Here is a 14779-nt window from a genome sequence, read left to right as displayed (position 1 = left end):
ACTGTTGCATTGGCACTTTTCGTGAGCGTTCGCTGGTCGGTGATATCCGAGAACGTCAATTGGTGTGACATGGATAAAAGGGCTGGAGCGGGGATTAGTTCGGCAATGGTTTGCGGTCCGTTCGTATACACGGCCAGCACGACAAGCCACTGAGGCCGTCACAGGGTCGTCTATCTGAGAAGTGAGTGGCTGGTGAGATAGGCACCGGCACTTGCACCGATACTGCTAACGAACGCAAGAGGAGATCGCCAGTTAAAATCGTGAGGAGACAGTAAGGAGTGATCAGTGGGTGGCGATACGGTCCCAGTGTTTGCAGGATGTGTCTTTCTGGAAACCAACGGCTCTACGTCATTAGGAAATGAGTCTGGATCTAGCCGTGCAGCACCAGATCTACTCAGGGTTCTTTGCTTTTCTGTGGTAGCTGGATCATTTCTCACAGTTTGGGAGCCATCGTCTGGGATGGATTCACCACATTGAGTACTCTCTAACGCATATATAACAGGATACTCTCCAATGGGTTGAACTGTGAGGAAGATGCTCTTGTCTACAACCGTCGGAGCCGTAATGAAGGAATCAGAATCGGCATCAATTGCAGAGACCCAACTTTTTGCACCTGTCCGCGTATCAAGCGCATACATTGCAGGAGTACCCCAAGAGAGGCCATACTCATTTGGGAAGTCATGATATCTACATATGAAATAGACAGTATCGTCAGCCATAGTTGGTGCTGCCAAGGCTTGCGCTGCCGTTTCAAACCGCCACAGTTCATCGCCAGTAAACCGATCAAACGCATAGAGCGTACTATAAGAGTCTAGATACTCCCCATCAGGTTGTTCAACTGGATCTATAATATCATCAGTATAAGTACGAGTAAGGACATATAGCCGAGACTCATCAACTGCAGGAGCACTAATATACGGGTCTCTATCCACTATATAAGTGTGTTCTTCTGTCCCATTCAGAGAGTATTCTATTATTGGTGCTGTTCCACGAGCAGGAGCAGGAGACTGCCATTTGATGCTCCCATCAGTTGTATAGAGAGCATAGACAGTTAGTGACGATTCCTCCTCGAGAGAGTGGCTTGTTACATATATTGCTTCTGAAGTTATGGAAGTCCTCCCTATCCCACCGAGATCCCTTCTAACTTGCCACTGTTTCGTTCCAGTTGTAGCATCACGTGCAGTAATCACAGTAGTCTGAGACGCGGAGTCCCAATCACGCGTATACAGAGTACTACCATCGACACCTATCAATTGTTCTTGACTATCTATCTCCCAAATCGACTGACCGGTCGCTGCATCAAGGGCGCCACTTCCAAAATACACCCGATCATTCGTCACGCCAATCACTGGTGTCCCAAGATCGGCACGGCGCCACTGAATCTCCCCTGTTGTTGCATTCAGCGAATAAACGCCTATCAACCCATCGCCAGAATATGGCGGCACCATCCCATCACACGAAATATATAGTGATCCACCATATACAATTGGTTGCGAGTTAGGATCTCCCAATCTGCCATTCGCGCCTGATTCCGAAGGAAGTCGGAATTCCGTGGGAACATTATCTTGTTTCCACAACCGTTCCCCACTGGTTGTATCATATGCGAATACTGCTCCCTCTTCCCCTCCATCGCTTGGGGTGCCGCTAAAGTATACGATACCATTTGCAACAGTTGGACTCCCAGGGGAGTATAGTGATTCACTAACCTTCCATCGTGTCTGGAGATATGGACCCGTTGGTCCTGCTGCGTGTGTTGCTCGTGTGTTTCCAATCGTTCCTCCAGGTGTTGGCCACGCATTTTCTGACGCGAATGCAACGTTTGCTCCGGCAGAGGTTGCACTTCCAACACCGCTACTGAGAAACATGCTACCAGTTACTGCACCAGTCGCTTGGAGAAACCGTCGTCGTGTCTGTCGTGCCATGCTTCGGAGTTAGAAACTTTTGTAATAAGTTTTGTGTTAGGTGAAATTCTCATAAATAATTTATTGAAAATCGTTCGATGTCGCTCTCTTGCGCGACTTCTTTGGGCGGGTTCACAAAACTTCCTGTGAGCCACGCACTGAGAAGGTGATCTTCGTTAACTTCGAGTGTATCTCGGATCTGTGGCCACGTTGGCTTGCGTTCGTTATTGCCCATTGCAGTGGAGTATCGGTGATTGGCTATTGTGATACTGGTACCAAGTCGCGATGCCGGAACCAGATATCGATTTCCTCGCTATCGGTTTCGATGCGGTAGCTATAAGAGTCTAGTTCGCGCCCAGTCTCGTCGCCGAGATTGTCTTGCAGGACATCCTTGCTAGTACCTCCTTTCCCGTGGTGTTCACTATCGGGATCAGTCTTGGACACGTAGACCTGTACTTCGTCGCCCGGTTGGTAGTTCCTACGCACGAATGGGATCAGCCACCACGCCAATCACTGCAACGATCTATGGCGGTTGGAAGTGTCCGTATACACAGGACTTTGTCCAAACCTTTCTACAGCGAATCGAGCAAACGAACCGCGTCGAAGCCCCACGAAATAGAGTACGAATACGCTCGCGACGAGCGCCGTCACTATCGGAATCGGGTCGAGCGGACGCGGGATCCCGACCGCTCTGAGGAGGAAGTTGACGACGAGCGCCAAAATCACGTCGTACACCAGGCTCACTCCGACGCCGTAGATGACCAACTGAAGCGGAGCAAGCTTCGTATCGAGGGATTGTAACAGCACGTATTCCGGAACGAACCTGAGATAGAGGATCCCCACTCCGATCCGCACCATCGAGAGCGAGGGATCTTTGACGGGCAGGAGCGTGAGGACGACCAGGCTGATACCGGTGAGCACCGTCCCGGCAGTCAATGAAGCGTGGGTACCGACCGGCCGTCGTGAGCGCGCACGTCACCCACCTCGTGTCGGACTCGTCGGAAAACGTTCCGTAGCAAATCGTTCTCTCATGTTGTATCCGTTTTATATACGAGCAGCGCAAGTAAATATTTATGTACTTGTAAGTATAATTTACCGCGCTGTATCGAAAAACGGGTTCGAAATCGCGCCGTTGGACCGTCGATGATTCGACCGTTTCCGGCCAGTTCAACAGCCGTGCGTGTTCGTTGTCGGTCGACCGGACTATTCCGGAGGGCCATCCGGTTCAGGACCGGTCGTAATCGGGGAGAACGGGACCGATCGGTCCCGCGTAGAGACCGCCGCCGCCGCCCGCGTCGTAGACCCTGATCGCGATGACGTTCTCGCCGCCGTAGTTGACGTTCTCGGTCGGGACAGTGTACACCCTTGGCACCTGCCACGCGGTTTCGAAGCCGTCCTCGGGGAAGCTTCCGGTTTGGCCGACCGCTTCCCCGTTGAAGAACGTCCGATCGACGTCGTCTATTTTGCCGACGGGGAGCACCAGATCCTCGCCATACTCCTCCCAGGACGCAGGAACGGTGATCGTTTTCCGGTACCAGCCGAAAACGTTGTCATCTGTGTACCCCGAGTGTTCCTCCCAGCTCGCGGGCAGTTCGACCTGCTCCCAGTCGCCGTCGTCGTACTCGGCGGCCGCCCAGGCCGCGTCGTCGCCTCTCCGGAACCGCCAAGCTGGAGAGAGCGCCATCGACGGAAGGATCCGAATCGTCTGCGCGGGAAGCGCCTCCTCCAGCGACCGTCCGATCCGTATCTCGTGGTCCCCGGACGAGAGATCGGGGAGTTCAAACCGGACCGTACTCTCGCTCTCGCCGGGTGCCAATCGGACGAACACGGTGGCGACTTCCTCGCCGTCGACGTAGGCGTTCAAATCCTCTCCGCCGACGACCGACCCGGAGTTCCTGCCCGCGATCGTGACGTCGATCGATCGCCCGGAGACGGCGGCTTCGGGTGCCTCGAAGGAGACGTACTCCTGCTCGGGGGGTTCGTACGCGGATCGCTCCGTTATCTCCCGCCCGCTCGCGGGGCGCAGCCGAATCGCTTGGCCACCGCTGGCAGCCATCGAGACCAGCACGGTCGTGCTCGGGTCGACGATCCGTTCGCCCGTCCACACGTCCGTCGGGTTCTCGTCGTAGCGGGCGTCGCTTCCGTCCGCGTAGATTTCGGCGACGTATTTCGGACCCCGGGCTTTACCACCGCCCTTTCCGGGGTTGAGAAACGCCAGCGGGACGTCGACGGCGCGGCTGTCCCCGTCGGTCATCGCGCCGACGTACCACTCGTCGTCTTTCCGTCGAGCGGTGACGATGTACTCGCTGATTTCGGCATCCACGACTCTCGTGTCGTCCCAACCACCCGCGGGAACGTTCTCGAGGAACTCGAACTCGACTTCCGTCTCGAAGTTCTCGTTCTCCGGGGTGTAGCCGACATAGTCCTCTGGGATCGGCGATCCCACACCGGTTTCGGTGACGGCGACCGTGTTGAGGTTGAAGCCGCCGACGTCGCCGGTGAACGTCTCCCCCGAGTCGTCGTACTGCAGTTCGATGGCGACGATGTTTTCCCCTTCGTTGAGTTTGACCTGCGTTGTGAACACCTGCCAGTCGTCCCAGTACTCCGTGAACGACGGGGTGATCGTCTCGGCCGAATCGTTCACATGGAGGGTCGCCTGCGGCTCACCGGCGTCGACCACCCGGGGCGCGTTCTCCTCGGGTGCGCTGGCGTAGCGAAGATGTAAGTCGTACGTTCCGTCGGACGGAACGTCCGTGACCGTCCACGAGACCGACGAACCGGACTCCACTCGATTCGGATCGACCGCGACGTAGTTGGTTCCGAACGCGTTCCGCCAGTTGTCTGCGGTGATGAAGCCGCCGAGGTCGCCGGCGGCCGCCTGCAGGAGTTCGCCGACGGTCAGTTCCGGATCGATGTAGGCCTCGATGCGGTCGGCGACCATCTGCAGTCCGGCGTTGTAGTTCGGGTACATCGCGAGCTGTTTCGCCCGGGTCGTCTGGACTTGCCCGCCGGTGTCGTCGTTGAAGGTGATGTCGAAGATCCCCGGCTGGTAGCTTGCCGGCCCGGCCAGCATCCGGGTGAACGGCAGGGTAACGTGGTGGCCCGTGCCGACGTCCGAACCGAGTGCGCCGAAGCCGTCGTACTCCTGTGCTTTGATTGTCTCGGTGGACGCCAGGTTCGGATACGTCCGTCGCTTCCCGGTGGGTTTGTCAGCCTCGTGGCGCTCCAGTAGCTGTCGGTTCTGCGCCGCCTCGCGGGCGACCAACTCGTGGTGGTTGACCGCGATCTGGCTGTGCTGGCTGGTGGTCGCCGTTCCGCCGTCTCCCGAGTGGCCGATGCCGTCGTCGTTGACGTAGCCGTTCTTGATGCTTCGGATGCCGTTTTCCTCGTAGTACCGGAAGATATCGTCTTTCAGGATCTGCTCCTCGTAAGTGACGATGTTCCCGGCCGTCTCGTTGTGGGCTGTCATCTCGACGGTTGGGGTGATCGACTGGCCGTAGTCGGCGACCTCGGGTAGGTCGAAGTCAGGGTACGACTGATCGAAGTCCATCGTCACCCCGGAGCCGGGGAAGCTGTCCCAGCCCTGATTCCAGCCCTCGACGAGCACGCTCTCGATGCCGTTCTCGCTGGCGAACCGCATGTACCGTTTCATCCGTTCGGTCCGAGCGCCGTGGATGTACGCCGCCGGATTACCCCGCTCGGTCTCGATCTGGGCGTCGGATTTATACTCCCAGTTGGCGTTTCCGGCGATCATCGTCCACCAGATGCCGACGTACTTCCGGGGGACGATCCAGCTCGTGTCGGGTTCCCCGTCGACGGTCGGGAGCACCGACTCGTCCAGCTCGTCGTTGAGAAGCGGGATCAGCGACGATTCGACGAGTTCACCGGGACTCCTCGTGAGCTGTATCGTCCGCCACGGGGTCGCCATCGGCGGTTCGGTCGACACCTTCGTCCCGTCAGGAAGCGGCGCGAGCTCCGCCGCGAACGCCGTCCCGCCCGCGTCGGACCGAGGGGCGAGCGACATCGTGGCGTAATCCGTGAGATCCGCTTCGTGAACGCTCAGATACGCGTCATCGTCGGCTCTCACGGTGAACGGCGTGTGCGCACCGTTTCGGATAGTGTTGCCGTTCGGGCGGGCGGTCCGGGTACCGGATTCGACGTCGCTGAGTGCCGTCTCCTCGTACTCCTGTTCGAATCGAGGGTTGACGAACTCGTTTCCGATCCACCAAGCCGTGTAGTCATCGGTGAAGTCGAACTGCGTGTTCTCGGAGGTGACGACCACCTTTCCGCCGTTGCTGGCGAAATCGTCGCTTAAGACGAACCGGAACGCCAGCCCATCGTCGAATACGCGAAATTCGAGGTTCGCCGCCCGGTTCGGCGCGCTCGTCTCGGCGAGCCCGACGCGAAGGTACGCGTATTCCTCCGAAACGGTGTCGTACTGGTCCCACAACGGATCCCACATTTCGGTTGCCGTCCCGGTTTCGCTTCCCGTTACCGTGACGCTCGTGCTGGTAGCGCCGTCCGCCGTGGCACCGAACGCCGGTTGGTTCTGGAAATCGAAACCCAACATGGAGGATTCGAGGTACGTCGTCCCGTCGAACGAGATCGCGTATGTGGGGACGCCCGTAGAAACGTCTAGCGTGACCCGGATACTCCTGTCGGGGGAGGAGACGGTCCGGGTGTCTGCGTCGTTCGCGTTCGAGATCGTCGCGGCCACGGATTCGGGAACCGACGCGGTGTACGCCGCGGCGGCGAATAGTCCGGAGACCCCACCGAGAAAGTTTCGTCGATCGAGTCGAACGGTGGATTCTAACTCTTTACTACAATCCTCATTATTATCCGGATTGTGTGTCATACACACAACAATTGGTCGTTTACGGTATAAATAAATTATTCATATTATATTATATTTTAACACCTACGGCACTGATGTAATAAAAGCCTGTACCACCCCGTTCGTATTCCCTGCTTTGGGGACTTAGCAGGCTTTCATTCCATCAGTGCCGTCACGAGTTTCCCGCTACTCTCATAGTAGCCATAGCACGTCCTGACGGGGACGGAATCGGTCACCCAGATCGAACAAGTAGAGACTATCGGTGAGGCGGTCACCCGACCATTGCGCTAGGAAGAGATGTCGTCGGGGATCATGCGTCAGCGGTTACTCGCCGAAATGCCACTGGCGGCCATGTGCTTGCAGAAAGCAGTCCGGTGAACGTGGTGCGGGCAGGTGCACGCCATCAGTTCGCCGGTCACGTCGTCGCTGGAGACTGTGTTGACCGAGCGTGATCTCGAGTGGTTTCGGGAATGTTATTATGGGAGTGCGGTTCACGAACGGAATCTGTATGCGGATCCAATGCAGGACGGTGACCTCCCTTTTCGCGCATAGGGTAGTCCGTTAGATTTTCAAGATTGATAGATGTCGTCCACTCCCGCGTAGGTTAATCGAAAATCAGCTCATCTTGTGGTTTGTACTGTGCGGCCGACAACTCTGACCAGGCAAGTTGATTCCGTCGTGGAAGTGTCGCGACTAGAGTTGCAGTACTACTCATTTCGGGATCTCTACGCAATCATTACCTATGGACATGCTCTGCCACTTAAGCTGGAGGGCTCATACTCTTCGCCATTGTCTAGATAGTCATTCAGGAATACACGTTTGAGTAAGCTATCGCGTCCTAGAGAGTGGGGATGTCAATCCGGGAAGATCGATTGTGGTACGTACGCCGAGACGACCCAATTCGGCTTATCGACGACCTCGTTGATTTTCAAATCCACGATTGCTGAACAGAGGAGGTATGCTTCGGTTCGCGTTAGATCGTGGTGATCGTGCAGATGGGTTATCATGTGTCTGATCGCCTTCTTCGTCGCGTCCATCAAATCGTCGCTAATGCCGGTTGTCGCATGCATGCGGTCGCCATTGACCGAGAAGGGCCCAGCCGTTTCAAATTGTGGCTGCTTGATGTCCATATCCGAGATAATTCGAAGTCGCGCAGTGACTATCATCGGGGCTTCGATGCCCGTAACACAAACTTCACCATCACCCTGAGCAGCGTGACAGTCACCGATACTGAACAATGCTCCCTCAACTTCGACAGGGAGATACAGCGTCGAACCTGTCGTAAGATGCTTGACGTCGAGATTCCCTCCAACACGTCGAGGTGGCGTCGTGCTGTGCTTTCCCTCTACAGCAGGTGCAACCCCAAGGTTGCCGGGGAATGGGGCAAGCGGAACTTCGATGCCGTTGACGAACCGTCCAATACCGTCATCAAGCTCCCAAACGTGAAGCCCAGGGTCATGAAAATCCTCGGGAAGCAAGCCCCATCCTTCATCACCGGGATAAAAGTACGAAAAGCCAATCCCCTCGTGCTGAAGCTCGAGAAGATCGACAGCAAGCACATCTTCTGGTTGGGCATCAGCCACAGCGACGGGTCCAGTTAACGGGTGACCAGTAGAGTCGTCTGCGAGAGAATACACATCACCACTAGTCGACGCTATATCCAACTGGTTGTTTGTTGCATCTCGACAGTCAAAGGTCACAATGTCATTCGACTCGACTGTTTGGACTGGCTCATGCTCGTAACTCCAGGTCGTATGGATATGCTCATCTATTGCGATAATGTGGTGGTCGGAGGTGGTCGTCATTGGCGCATTTCGCGGTGTGTGCTCGATAGGCATAAAACGGTAGTGAAGTACCATCTCTGGTACTCTGTAGTCTGAAACTGAATGGAGAAGAAAAACGATATGCTACCGATCGTCGCCCACCATGCTCACAGTAGACTGGACTCAAATGAATCACGACGGGCCAGCCACCGTTACAGGTCCAACAACCCGCAGGCAGAGAGAACAGCGGTATTCGTGCCTCATTCGGTGGCCTCCTCAACGCGAAGCGACCCGCCGCAATCACCGCAGCTGTACTTCTCAGGGTGTTTGACGACCTTCGAGCGTTGGTAGCGCGCGAGTCGCCCACCGCATTCGGTGCAGATCACCCACCAGTTCGGCGCTTTGAACCGCTCGCAGTGCCGCGAGGTGTCGCGACGGTCTGTCCAACGGGTGAACGTTCGCCCGTGATCAGCTTCGCCGAACTCGTGGTACTGCCATGCGTGGATTAACTCGTGGTGAACTGTCGAACTAAATTGCTCCCAGCCTTGTGAGTCGTAGGCGTCCCACGTCAGCGAGATCGTAATCTCTTCCGTAGGATTACATCCCAAGAGCACACGTTATTTGACGCCGAGGTAGCTCGCTGCTTCCCCAGCGATCGTTTCGACTATCTCCTCGACGAGTTGCCCCTCCTTGCCATGGATATCCGCGTGCCGGAGTGGGGCAATTATCCATGAGTTAACGTAGCTCTCGCGTGGTAAGCCACCTGCTGCAAAGTCGTTAGGCGTGAGTAGGATAGCGATTGACCGGCGGGTTGTTGTCACCGCTGCATACAGTGCTTCCTCATCGCTGAACGGGTGTGTGTCATCGCTCACACGAACATATGGCCGATAGTCATAGTCGGCGAAGAGGTCAGGGCCTTTAACGACAGCTCCGCGGGAATATGCCATTCTCACGCCTCGTCTTCGCCGTAGTAATCGTCGGTCGTCGAGGCGGAGCTCGCTTGTGTTTGCGCCGCGAACGAGGCAAGTCGGTCATCTTTCCCAATCGCCCAGTAGCGTCCTCGATGACGAACGAGCCCTCGATCGTCGAGTCGGGAGAGGGCGGATCCGACGCTCCCGCGCTTAATTCCGGTTGCTTCGTGGATCTCCGTTTGTGTGAATGCCTTGTCGTCGTTCTCGGCGAGAAACTGGAGGATGCGGTAGGGCTGCGTGCCCTCAGAGAGCGAGAGCACGTCGGCGGGTTCGTCGTCGAGACAGTCAATGTGAATGGGCATGTGCAATACTTTGCAATAGATCGCAATAAACCTCACGACACTTGAGGGATGCGTGAGATATTCGGATGCCGAAGTCACTTCATTGGGGTACCATCAATCGACGCATTCACACTTTCTGTGAGCGTTCGCTGGTCGGTGCTATCCGAGAGCGTCAATTAGCGAGACAGAGATAAAAAGGGCTGAAGCGTGGATTAGTTCGGCAGTTCCTTCCCTCCCGTTTGCACGCACTCCCAGTACGGGAAACTACTGAGGCCGTCACAGTCACAGTTTTCAGATCCGGCATCGTCTTCGTCCTCCGAAGGGAAGGCGTCGAGCGTCCCGTCGTCGGTTGCGTTCTCGACGGCGGTCATGTGTTTGCAGAAGGCGTTGCGGTGGACGTAATGTGGGCACGTACAGGCCATTAGCTCGTGGGTCACGTCGTCGATGGAGACCACGTACTGGTGGTCTACGGGGTTCTCATGGCTCTGATTGGTCACTTCGACCATTCCGGAGGCTTCGACGTCGTAGGAAAACTGTTCCCACTGCGCGCGTTTCTGTGCTGTCTCGTCAGCTTCAAGTTGCGTAGGCGTTTTCGTACTCATGGTCTTCTGGGATCCATTTCGGAAGACCGGTGCCGGGTGCTGTAACACCCGGCGCATTTCCACACGCCCGAGGGCACCGTTCTTCCTACTTATTCCTTAAAAGGCATAGTTTATAAAACCACTGTTTTCCCTACAAGGAATAAGCTTATGTCATGCGGAAATGAAAGAGTGGGTATGATAGAGAACGATGAGCGGGCGCGCAATGACAGCGGGGAATATGTCCCAGAACACACTGAAGAGGCCGTCTTAGAGGTCATGAGTCCGCTCGAACCCTACATGACGGCAGAAATCGCGGACGAACTCGGCTGGTCACGACGGTCGGCGTATAATGTTCTCAGCCGTCTCCATGAAAACGATGAGATTCGAAAGAAGAAGCCCGAAGCTCGTCGCGTGATCTGGATTCGTCCGGAATAGCGGTTCGCTGGTAGGAGGGAAAGTGAGCGATACAGCAGATGAGAAACCCAGAACGAGAATCTTGTCCTGTGAAGGAGAGCGACTATTGTACGAACAGCTGACGTGCGTCGTCGACGTTCAACATCCTCCCCGTCAGTGCGGGTATATTCGATACGGCGTGTACTGAAATCGATCGGTATGACGACCAAGAAATCTCACTGGTCGATCATCTAAGCGCCGTACTCGCAGATGACCATGGTGTAGACCATATTTTTGCCTTTGGCAGCGACTTCCGTACATTGGGGTTCTCGCTTTTTCCCGAGGAAATTCCTGAACCATGACACGCCACAATAGCACACCGTCTCGGGAGTACGTCGAGCTCCGCGAAGTGGGCTGAGAGGGATGGTCTCCCGACCGGAGATCTCTGGCCGGGAGGTTCGGAAGTGGGCCCACGTGGACTTGAACCATGGACCTCATCCTTTTCAGGGATGCGTGCATCGTGCCTGCGACGTAACGGGGGTCGCTGTCTCCGCCTCCTTATGGACGAACGCTGATGATCGTCTTCCCCTTGATTCGCTCGGTCGGGTTGAAGGCGGCAACGGCCTCGTCGAGGGCCGCCACGTTGCCGATGTTTGTCCGCAGTCGCCCATCCCGGACCCGCTGGACGATCTCACTCAGCTGGGCACGATCGGCCTTGACGACAAAATCGACCGCTCGGCCGTCGGCGGGTCGCGCCTCGGGTGGCCCGACGATGGACACCAGTGTTCCTCCGGCTCGAATTAGGCCTGCGGACCGCTTCCCGATGTCGCCGCCGATGACATCGAAAACCAGATCGACTTCGCCGACGTCTTCCAGCGCCTCATTCTCGAGGTCGACGAACTCCTGCGCTCCGAAGTCGAGCACAGTCTGACGGTCGGCGGCACGTCCGGTGCCGATGACGTAGGCGCCGGCCTCTCGTGCGAGCTGCGTCACCATCGAGCCGACTGCACCGGCCGCGCCGTGCGCGAGGACGCTCTGCCCCGCCTGAACGCGGCCGTGCTCAAACAGTCCCTGCCACGCTGTCAGGCCCGAGATCGGCAGGGATGCGCCCACCGTGAAGTCGACGTCTCCCGGCAGCGGCGCGAGGTTGCGTGCCTCGACGGCCGCGTACTCCGCCAGGGTGCCGTCGCGAGTCCAGTCCGTGAGGCCGAACACCCGCTGTCCCACCGACAGCCCCGTCGTGCCATAGCCGAGGGCGCTGACCACTCCGGCCAGCTCGTGCCCAGGGATCGACGGTGTTCGGTCACGGTCGAGGCGATCGGTCCAGGTCGAGGGCCACGTCAGCTCGGTCGGGACGAATCCCGACGCATGAACCTGAACAACGACGTCGTTTATCGCTGCCTGCGGCTCGGGCCGCTCCGCCAGTGTCATCCCGGTCGTTCCCGCGGCCTGGTCCGTCACCACAATCGCCTTCATCCGGCACCTCCCTCTACGTCTGCTATCTGGAATGTCGTTGTGGGCGTAACGCGCTGTTCCCCAAGGCTTGCTCGAACGGTGCGTTGAGCGCACTGAGGTTGAGCGACTTCGCCAGTGGCGGGGTCGAAATCGTGCTCTGTCTCCCAATAGCGCGCGAGTTCTTGAATCGTAGCGAGCTGGACACCTTGCGATGAATCCGATACCTGTTCCTTCTCGGGCCACCGCGTGTCAGCGATGCGCTGGCGGAGGTCATCAAGTTCCTCTTCAGGAACGTCGACGCTGAAGGGTTCAACGTCGGGTTCACTGGCTTGCGTCATGATATTCTCCCGCCTGCGGCAGGATGGGGAAGGGATGCGGCGGGATTACTTTGTTATGAACTCCGATCCCCGAAGTATGCCTGTCATCGTCTCACTGGGAACGTTTCCTATCACGAATCGGACTCGGTTACTCACGGGAAAGGGGCTGTATTCGCCGTCGAAAGCATGAACGACAGCATGTAGACCACAACCGCTGCTTGCTCCGGTTGTATCAAAGCCTACTACGAGATATGGTCTCGTTATCGAGTACGGCCTCATTAGTGTGTATGCGAGATGAGTTTCATGCGGGCAAAGTGGACTATAGTGTCAGTGGCGGACGGCTCTGTTTCCAGTCACTGTACGAAACAACGAAATCCATATAACTACGTTGGGTCGTTGGACGGGGAAGACGAGATCGGGTATCTTGATAGCACGATAGTCGGTCCCGCCCTCTAACGAACACGAGTAGAACACCTGCTTGCGAGCAATCGGTTATCGTTGGCCCGGCTTAGACAGGTAGTCTGATGATAAGGAACGCTACAAGAAAGCCAACTACCGTAATCAACCCAGTAAACGGCTGCGCATCCGCGAAAGCTTCCGGAATCATGGACTCGGCGAGCATGGCCAACACTCCGCCCGCCGCAAATGCGAGGATCGTGGCGGGAATCGCCGGGTTCGCGGTGCCTAGCAAGAGGTAACCGGCGGCCGCCGCCATTCCGCTAATCAGCAGAATCCCAGTCCAGAGGCTGAAGATGTATTTGCTGGAACGGCCCGCTTTCTTCATGCCGGAAGCACTTGAGAGTCCTTGCGGGACGTTCGAGAGGAAGAAGCCAGCGACCAGTCCAAGGCCGATGTTCTCCCCGGCTAGCAGCGACAGCCCAATCACGAGGGACTCCGGAATACCGTCGAGGACTGCGCCTACAGCGATCGCTAGCCCACTCCCTTTGTGCTCCGCCTCCGACGGTTGCTCGACGCACTCGCCGCAACGGTTGCGGTGCCTGGCCCCATTCTTCGCCAGGCGCCAGTTGATGGTGCTGAATGCGGTTGCACCCAAAAGGAAGCCAGTCGTGGCCGCTATGGGGCCGCCGTCATCATATGCCGAATCCATCAACTGGATGGATAACACGGCGATGAGCACGCCTCCACCGAAGCCCATAGTAGCAGCAATGATTCGATGGGAGAAGCGACCGTATAAGGTGACAGCGACCACTGCGCCGATCAGGAGCCCGGAGCCTGCGAGCAGTCCCCATAACGCGACTTGCGCAAGGATTTGTAACTTCAAAATCATGAGCGTACGGTATCACACTCGTGCTCACACAGCGAATCATACCTTTCCCCGTCACCGCCGAGATATATGTGGCAGCCAGCCGTTGTTATACCAGCAATTCAAACCGGTAAAACGGATCTTCGCGAGGGAACATGCTCACGATTGAGCAGACGTCATGACTCATCAGATCGCTTGTGGCAGTGCTCGATACAGAGGATATCGCCTGTTTCCGTGTCGAAGCAGAACGCGTCTCCCGGTTTGATTCGCTTTCCGTCTTCCCCACAGCCGTCGGCATGGATGAGAAAGTACTTTCCCTCGGTGCGACCGGTTTCTAACCGTCCGGCCTGCACCGCGAATCGAACGAGCCCTTCCCCGATCTGGGTTCGTTCAGTCGAGTCCGCCATCTCGAAATGAATGAGAGGCACGAGCGTCACCTCCACTGAGGTACAGCAGCCACCAAAATAAATCTCCCCATAGATGTCACGCCCCAGAGATGGACCCGAAAGCAACGCGCACAGGACTCACATTCTTGTAGCTGGTCCCCGTGGCACCAAGTATGGGGGACAGAGATGCCACCTCGATTCATGCGGAGTTCGGGGGTAATCGACTGCCGCCGGGACAGCGACGAACCGAACGCTTCCCGGTGCTATCGAAGAGTGGAACACCCTCGTGGGACATGGAAACGTGGGAGTTCACGGTTACCGGTGCTGTCGAGAACGAACTCACGTATTCGTGGAGAGAGTTCAACGACCTCCCCCGAGAAACCCAGCTCCAGGATTTCCATTGTGTGACGGCTGGAGCCGGTTCGATAACGAGTTCACGGGAGTCACGTTTCCGACGATTTTACAGTACTCGCTGGCTTTCCGGAAGAGCGCCGATGGTTCATACAGGTCTCTGGGTTGTGCAGGCTCGTCCATTTTCGATTTTGTGCAACTAATGAGGCCGATCGTTCGAGTCATAGAACTATAGAATACCTCGAAGTGGTACTCATTTATTGTTTCACTAGAAAGGAGCCA

Annotated in this window: 14 protein-coding genes and 1 pseudogene; 2 read left to right on the top strand and 13 right to left on the bottom strand. The window is 56.8% G+C overall.

Annotated features, from left to right (window positions below; all coding sequences use genetic code 11):
• Nucleotides 1-170 precede the first annotated feature (170 nt).
• The 9 genes from LIW51_RS35870 to LIW51_RS35825 all read right to left on the bottom strand — a co-directional run bounded on the left by LIW51_RS35870 (nucleotide 171) and on the right by LIW51_RS35825 (nucleotide 10352).
• The gene (locus LIW51_RS35870) at nucleotides 171-1865 is read right to left on the bottom strand and encodes an outer membrane protein assembly factor BamB family protein (protein ID WP_227380313.1); all 1695 of its coding nucleotides are present in this window, start codon (nucleotides 1863-1865) and stop codon (nucleotides 171-173) included.
• 294 nt (nucleotides 1866-2159) lie between these two features.
• Nucleotides 2160-2387 (bottom strand): DUF8139 family protein, encoded by a 228-nt coding sequence (locus LIW51_RS35865; RefSeq protein ID WP_227380312.1) that lies wholly within the window; start codon nucleotides 2385-2387, stop codon nucleotides 2160-2162.
• A gap of 24 nt (nucleotides 2388-2411) precedes the next feature.
• Nucleotides 2412-2837 carry a hypothetical protein gene (locus LIW51_RS35860; RefSeq protein ID WP_227380311.1) on the bottom strand — a complete coding sequence of 142 codons (426 nt, stop codon included), beginning with the start codon at nucleotides 2835-2837 and terminating at the stop codon, nucleotides 2412-2414.
• 289 nt (nucleotides 2838-3126) lie between these two features.
• On the bottom strand, nucleotides 3127-6756 hold the full coding sequence (locus tag LIW51_RS35855) for a glycoside hydrolase family 97 N-terminal domain-containing protein (protein ID WP_227380310.1): 3630 nt from the start codon (nucleotides 6754-6756) through the stop codon (nucleotides 3127-3129).
• An 833-nt stretch (nucleotides 6757-7589) separates the two neighbouring features.
• Entirely contained in the window at nucleotides 7590-8540 is a 951-nt protein-coding gene (locus LIW51_RS35845; protein WP_227380547.1) for an acetamidase/formamidase family protein, read from the bottom strand.
• A gap of 218 nt (nucleotides 8541-8758) precedes the next feature.
• A complete protein-coding gene (locus LIW51_RS35840) occupies nucleotides 8759-9106 on the bottom strand; it encodes a SprT-like domain-containing protein (protein WP_227380309.1) in 348 nt (115 codons plus the stop codon).
• Nucleotides 9107-9115: 9 nt separating this feature from the next.
• On the bottom strand, nucleotides 9116-9445 hold the full coding sequence (locus LIW51_RS35835) for a hypothetical protein (protein WP_227380308.1): 330 nt from the start codon (nucleotides 9443-9445) through the stop codon (nucleotides 9116-9118).
• 2 nt (nucleotides 9446-9447) lie between these two features.
• Complete coding sequence (locus LIW51_RS35830; RefSeq protein ID WP_227380307.1) at nucleotides 9448-9771, bottom strand: helix-turn-helix transcriptional regulator; 324 nt, start codon at nucleotides 9769-9771, stop codon at nucleotides 9448-9450.
• Between the two features lie 191 nt (nucleotides 9772-9962).
• Entirely contained in the window at nucleotides 9963-10352 is a 390-nt protein-coding gene (locus LIW51_RS35825; protein WP_227380306.1) for an SWIM zinc finger family protein, read from the bottom strand.
• A gap of 174 nt (nucleotides 10353-10526) precedes the next feature.
• Between LIW51_RS35825 and LIW51_RS35820 the strand changes: the two genes are divergently transcribed.
• Nucleotides 10527-10766, top strand: a complete 240-nt coding sequence (locus tag LIW51_RS35820) for a hypothetical protein (protein ID WP_227380305.1) — start codon at nucleotides 10527-10529, stop codon at nucleotides 10764-10766.
• Between the two features lie 516 nt (nucleotides 10767-11282).
• Here LIW51_RS35820 and LIW51_RS35815 read toward each other — a convergent pair.
• The 4 genes from LIW51_RS35815 to LIW51_RS35800 form a co-directional block, all read right to left on the bottom strand.
• Complete coding sequence (locus tag LIW51_RS35815; protein WP_227380304.1) at nucleotides 11283-12200, bottom strand: NADP-dependent oxidoreductase; 918 nt, start codon at nucleotides 12198-12200, stop codon at nucleotides 11283-11285.
• Complete coding sequence (locus LIW51_RS35810; protein ID WP_227380303.1) at nucleotides 12197-12517, bottom strand: epoxide hydrolase N-terminal domain-containing protein; 321 nt, start codon at nucleotides 12515-12517, stop codon at nucleotides 12197-12199. Before LIW51_RS35810 ends, LIW51_RS35815 begins: the two co-directional genes overlap by 4 nt.
• A 487-nt stretch (nucleotides 12518-13004) precedes the next feature.
• The gene (locus tag LIW51_RS35805) at nucleotides 13005-13784 is read right to left on the bottom strand and encodes a ZIP family metal transporter (RefSeq protein ID WP_227380302.1); all 780 of its coding nucleotides are present in this window, start codon (nucleotides 13782-13784) and stop codon (nucleotides 13005-13007) included.
• A gap of 152 nt (nucleotides 13785-13936) precedes the next feature.
• Nucleotides 13937-14188 (bottom strand): DUF8075 family protein, encoded by a 252-nt coding sequence (locus LIW51_RS35800; protein ID WP_227380301.1) that lies wholly within the window; start codon nucleotides 14186-14188, stop codon nucleotides 13937-13939.
• 131 nt (nucleotides 14189-14319) lie between these two features.
• On the opposite strand from LIW51_RS35800, the pseudogene LIW51_RS35795 reads away from it, so the two are divergent.
• A pseudogene (locus LIW51_RS35795) lies at nucleotides 14320-14612 on the top strand (molybdopterin-dependent oxidoreductase); the annotation flags it as partial.
• Nucleotides 14613-14779: the final 167 nt, after the last annotated feature.

The organism is Haladaptatus halobius (assembly GCF_020618475.1).
GTDB lineage: Archaea > Halobacteriota > Halobacteria > Halobacteriales > Haladaptataceae > Haladaptatus > Haladaptatus halobius.
This window is presented reverse-complemented; position numbering and strand designations above follow the sequence as displayed.

Excerpts from the sequence above, each read along its gene's own strand:
- LIW51_RS35815 (WP_227380304.1), bottom strand. The coding sequence starts at position 12,200 with ATGAAGGCGATTGTGGTGACGGACCAGGCCGCGGGAACGACCGGGATG.
- LIW51_RS35855 (WP_227380310.1), bottom strand. The coding sequence starts at position 6,756 with ATGACACACAATCCGGATAATAATGAGGATTGTAGTAAAGAGTTAGAA.
- LIW51_RS35835 (WP_227380308.1), bottom strand. The coding sequence starts at position 9,445 with ATGGCATATTCCCGCGGAGCTGTCGTTAAAGGCCCTGACCTCTTCGCC.
- LIW51_RS35820 (WP_227380305.1), top strand. The coding sequence starts at position 10,527 with ATGATAGAGAACGATGAGCGGGCGCGCAATGACAGCGGGGAATATGTC.
- LIW51_RS35830 (WP_227380307.1), bottom strand. The coding sequence starts at position 9,771 with ATGCCCATTCACATTGACTGTCTCGACGACGAACCCGCCGACGTGCTC.
- LIW51_RS35825 (WP_227380306.1), bottom strand. The coding sequence starts at position 10,352 with ATGAGTACGAAAACGCCTACGCAACTTGAAGCTGACGAGACAGCACAG.
- LIW51_RS35805 (WP_227380302.1), bottom strand. The coding sequence starts at position 13,784 with ATGATTTTGAAGTTACAAATCCTTGCGCAAGTCGCGTTATGGGGACTG.
- LIW51_RS35810 (WP_227380303.1), bottom strand. The coding sequence starts at position 12,517 with ATGACGCAAGCCAGTGAACCCGACGTTGAACCCTTCAGCGTCGACGTT.
- LIW51_RS35845 (WP_227380547.1), bottom strand. The coding sequence starts at position 8,540 with ATGACGACCACCTCCGACCACCACATTATCGCAATAGATGAGCATATC.
- LIW51_RS35870 (WP_227380313.1), bottom strand. The coding sequence starts at position 1,865 with ATGTTTCTCAGTAGCGGTGTTGGAAGTGCAACCTCTGCCGGAGCAAAC.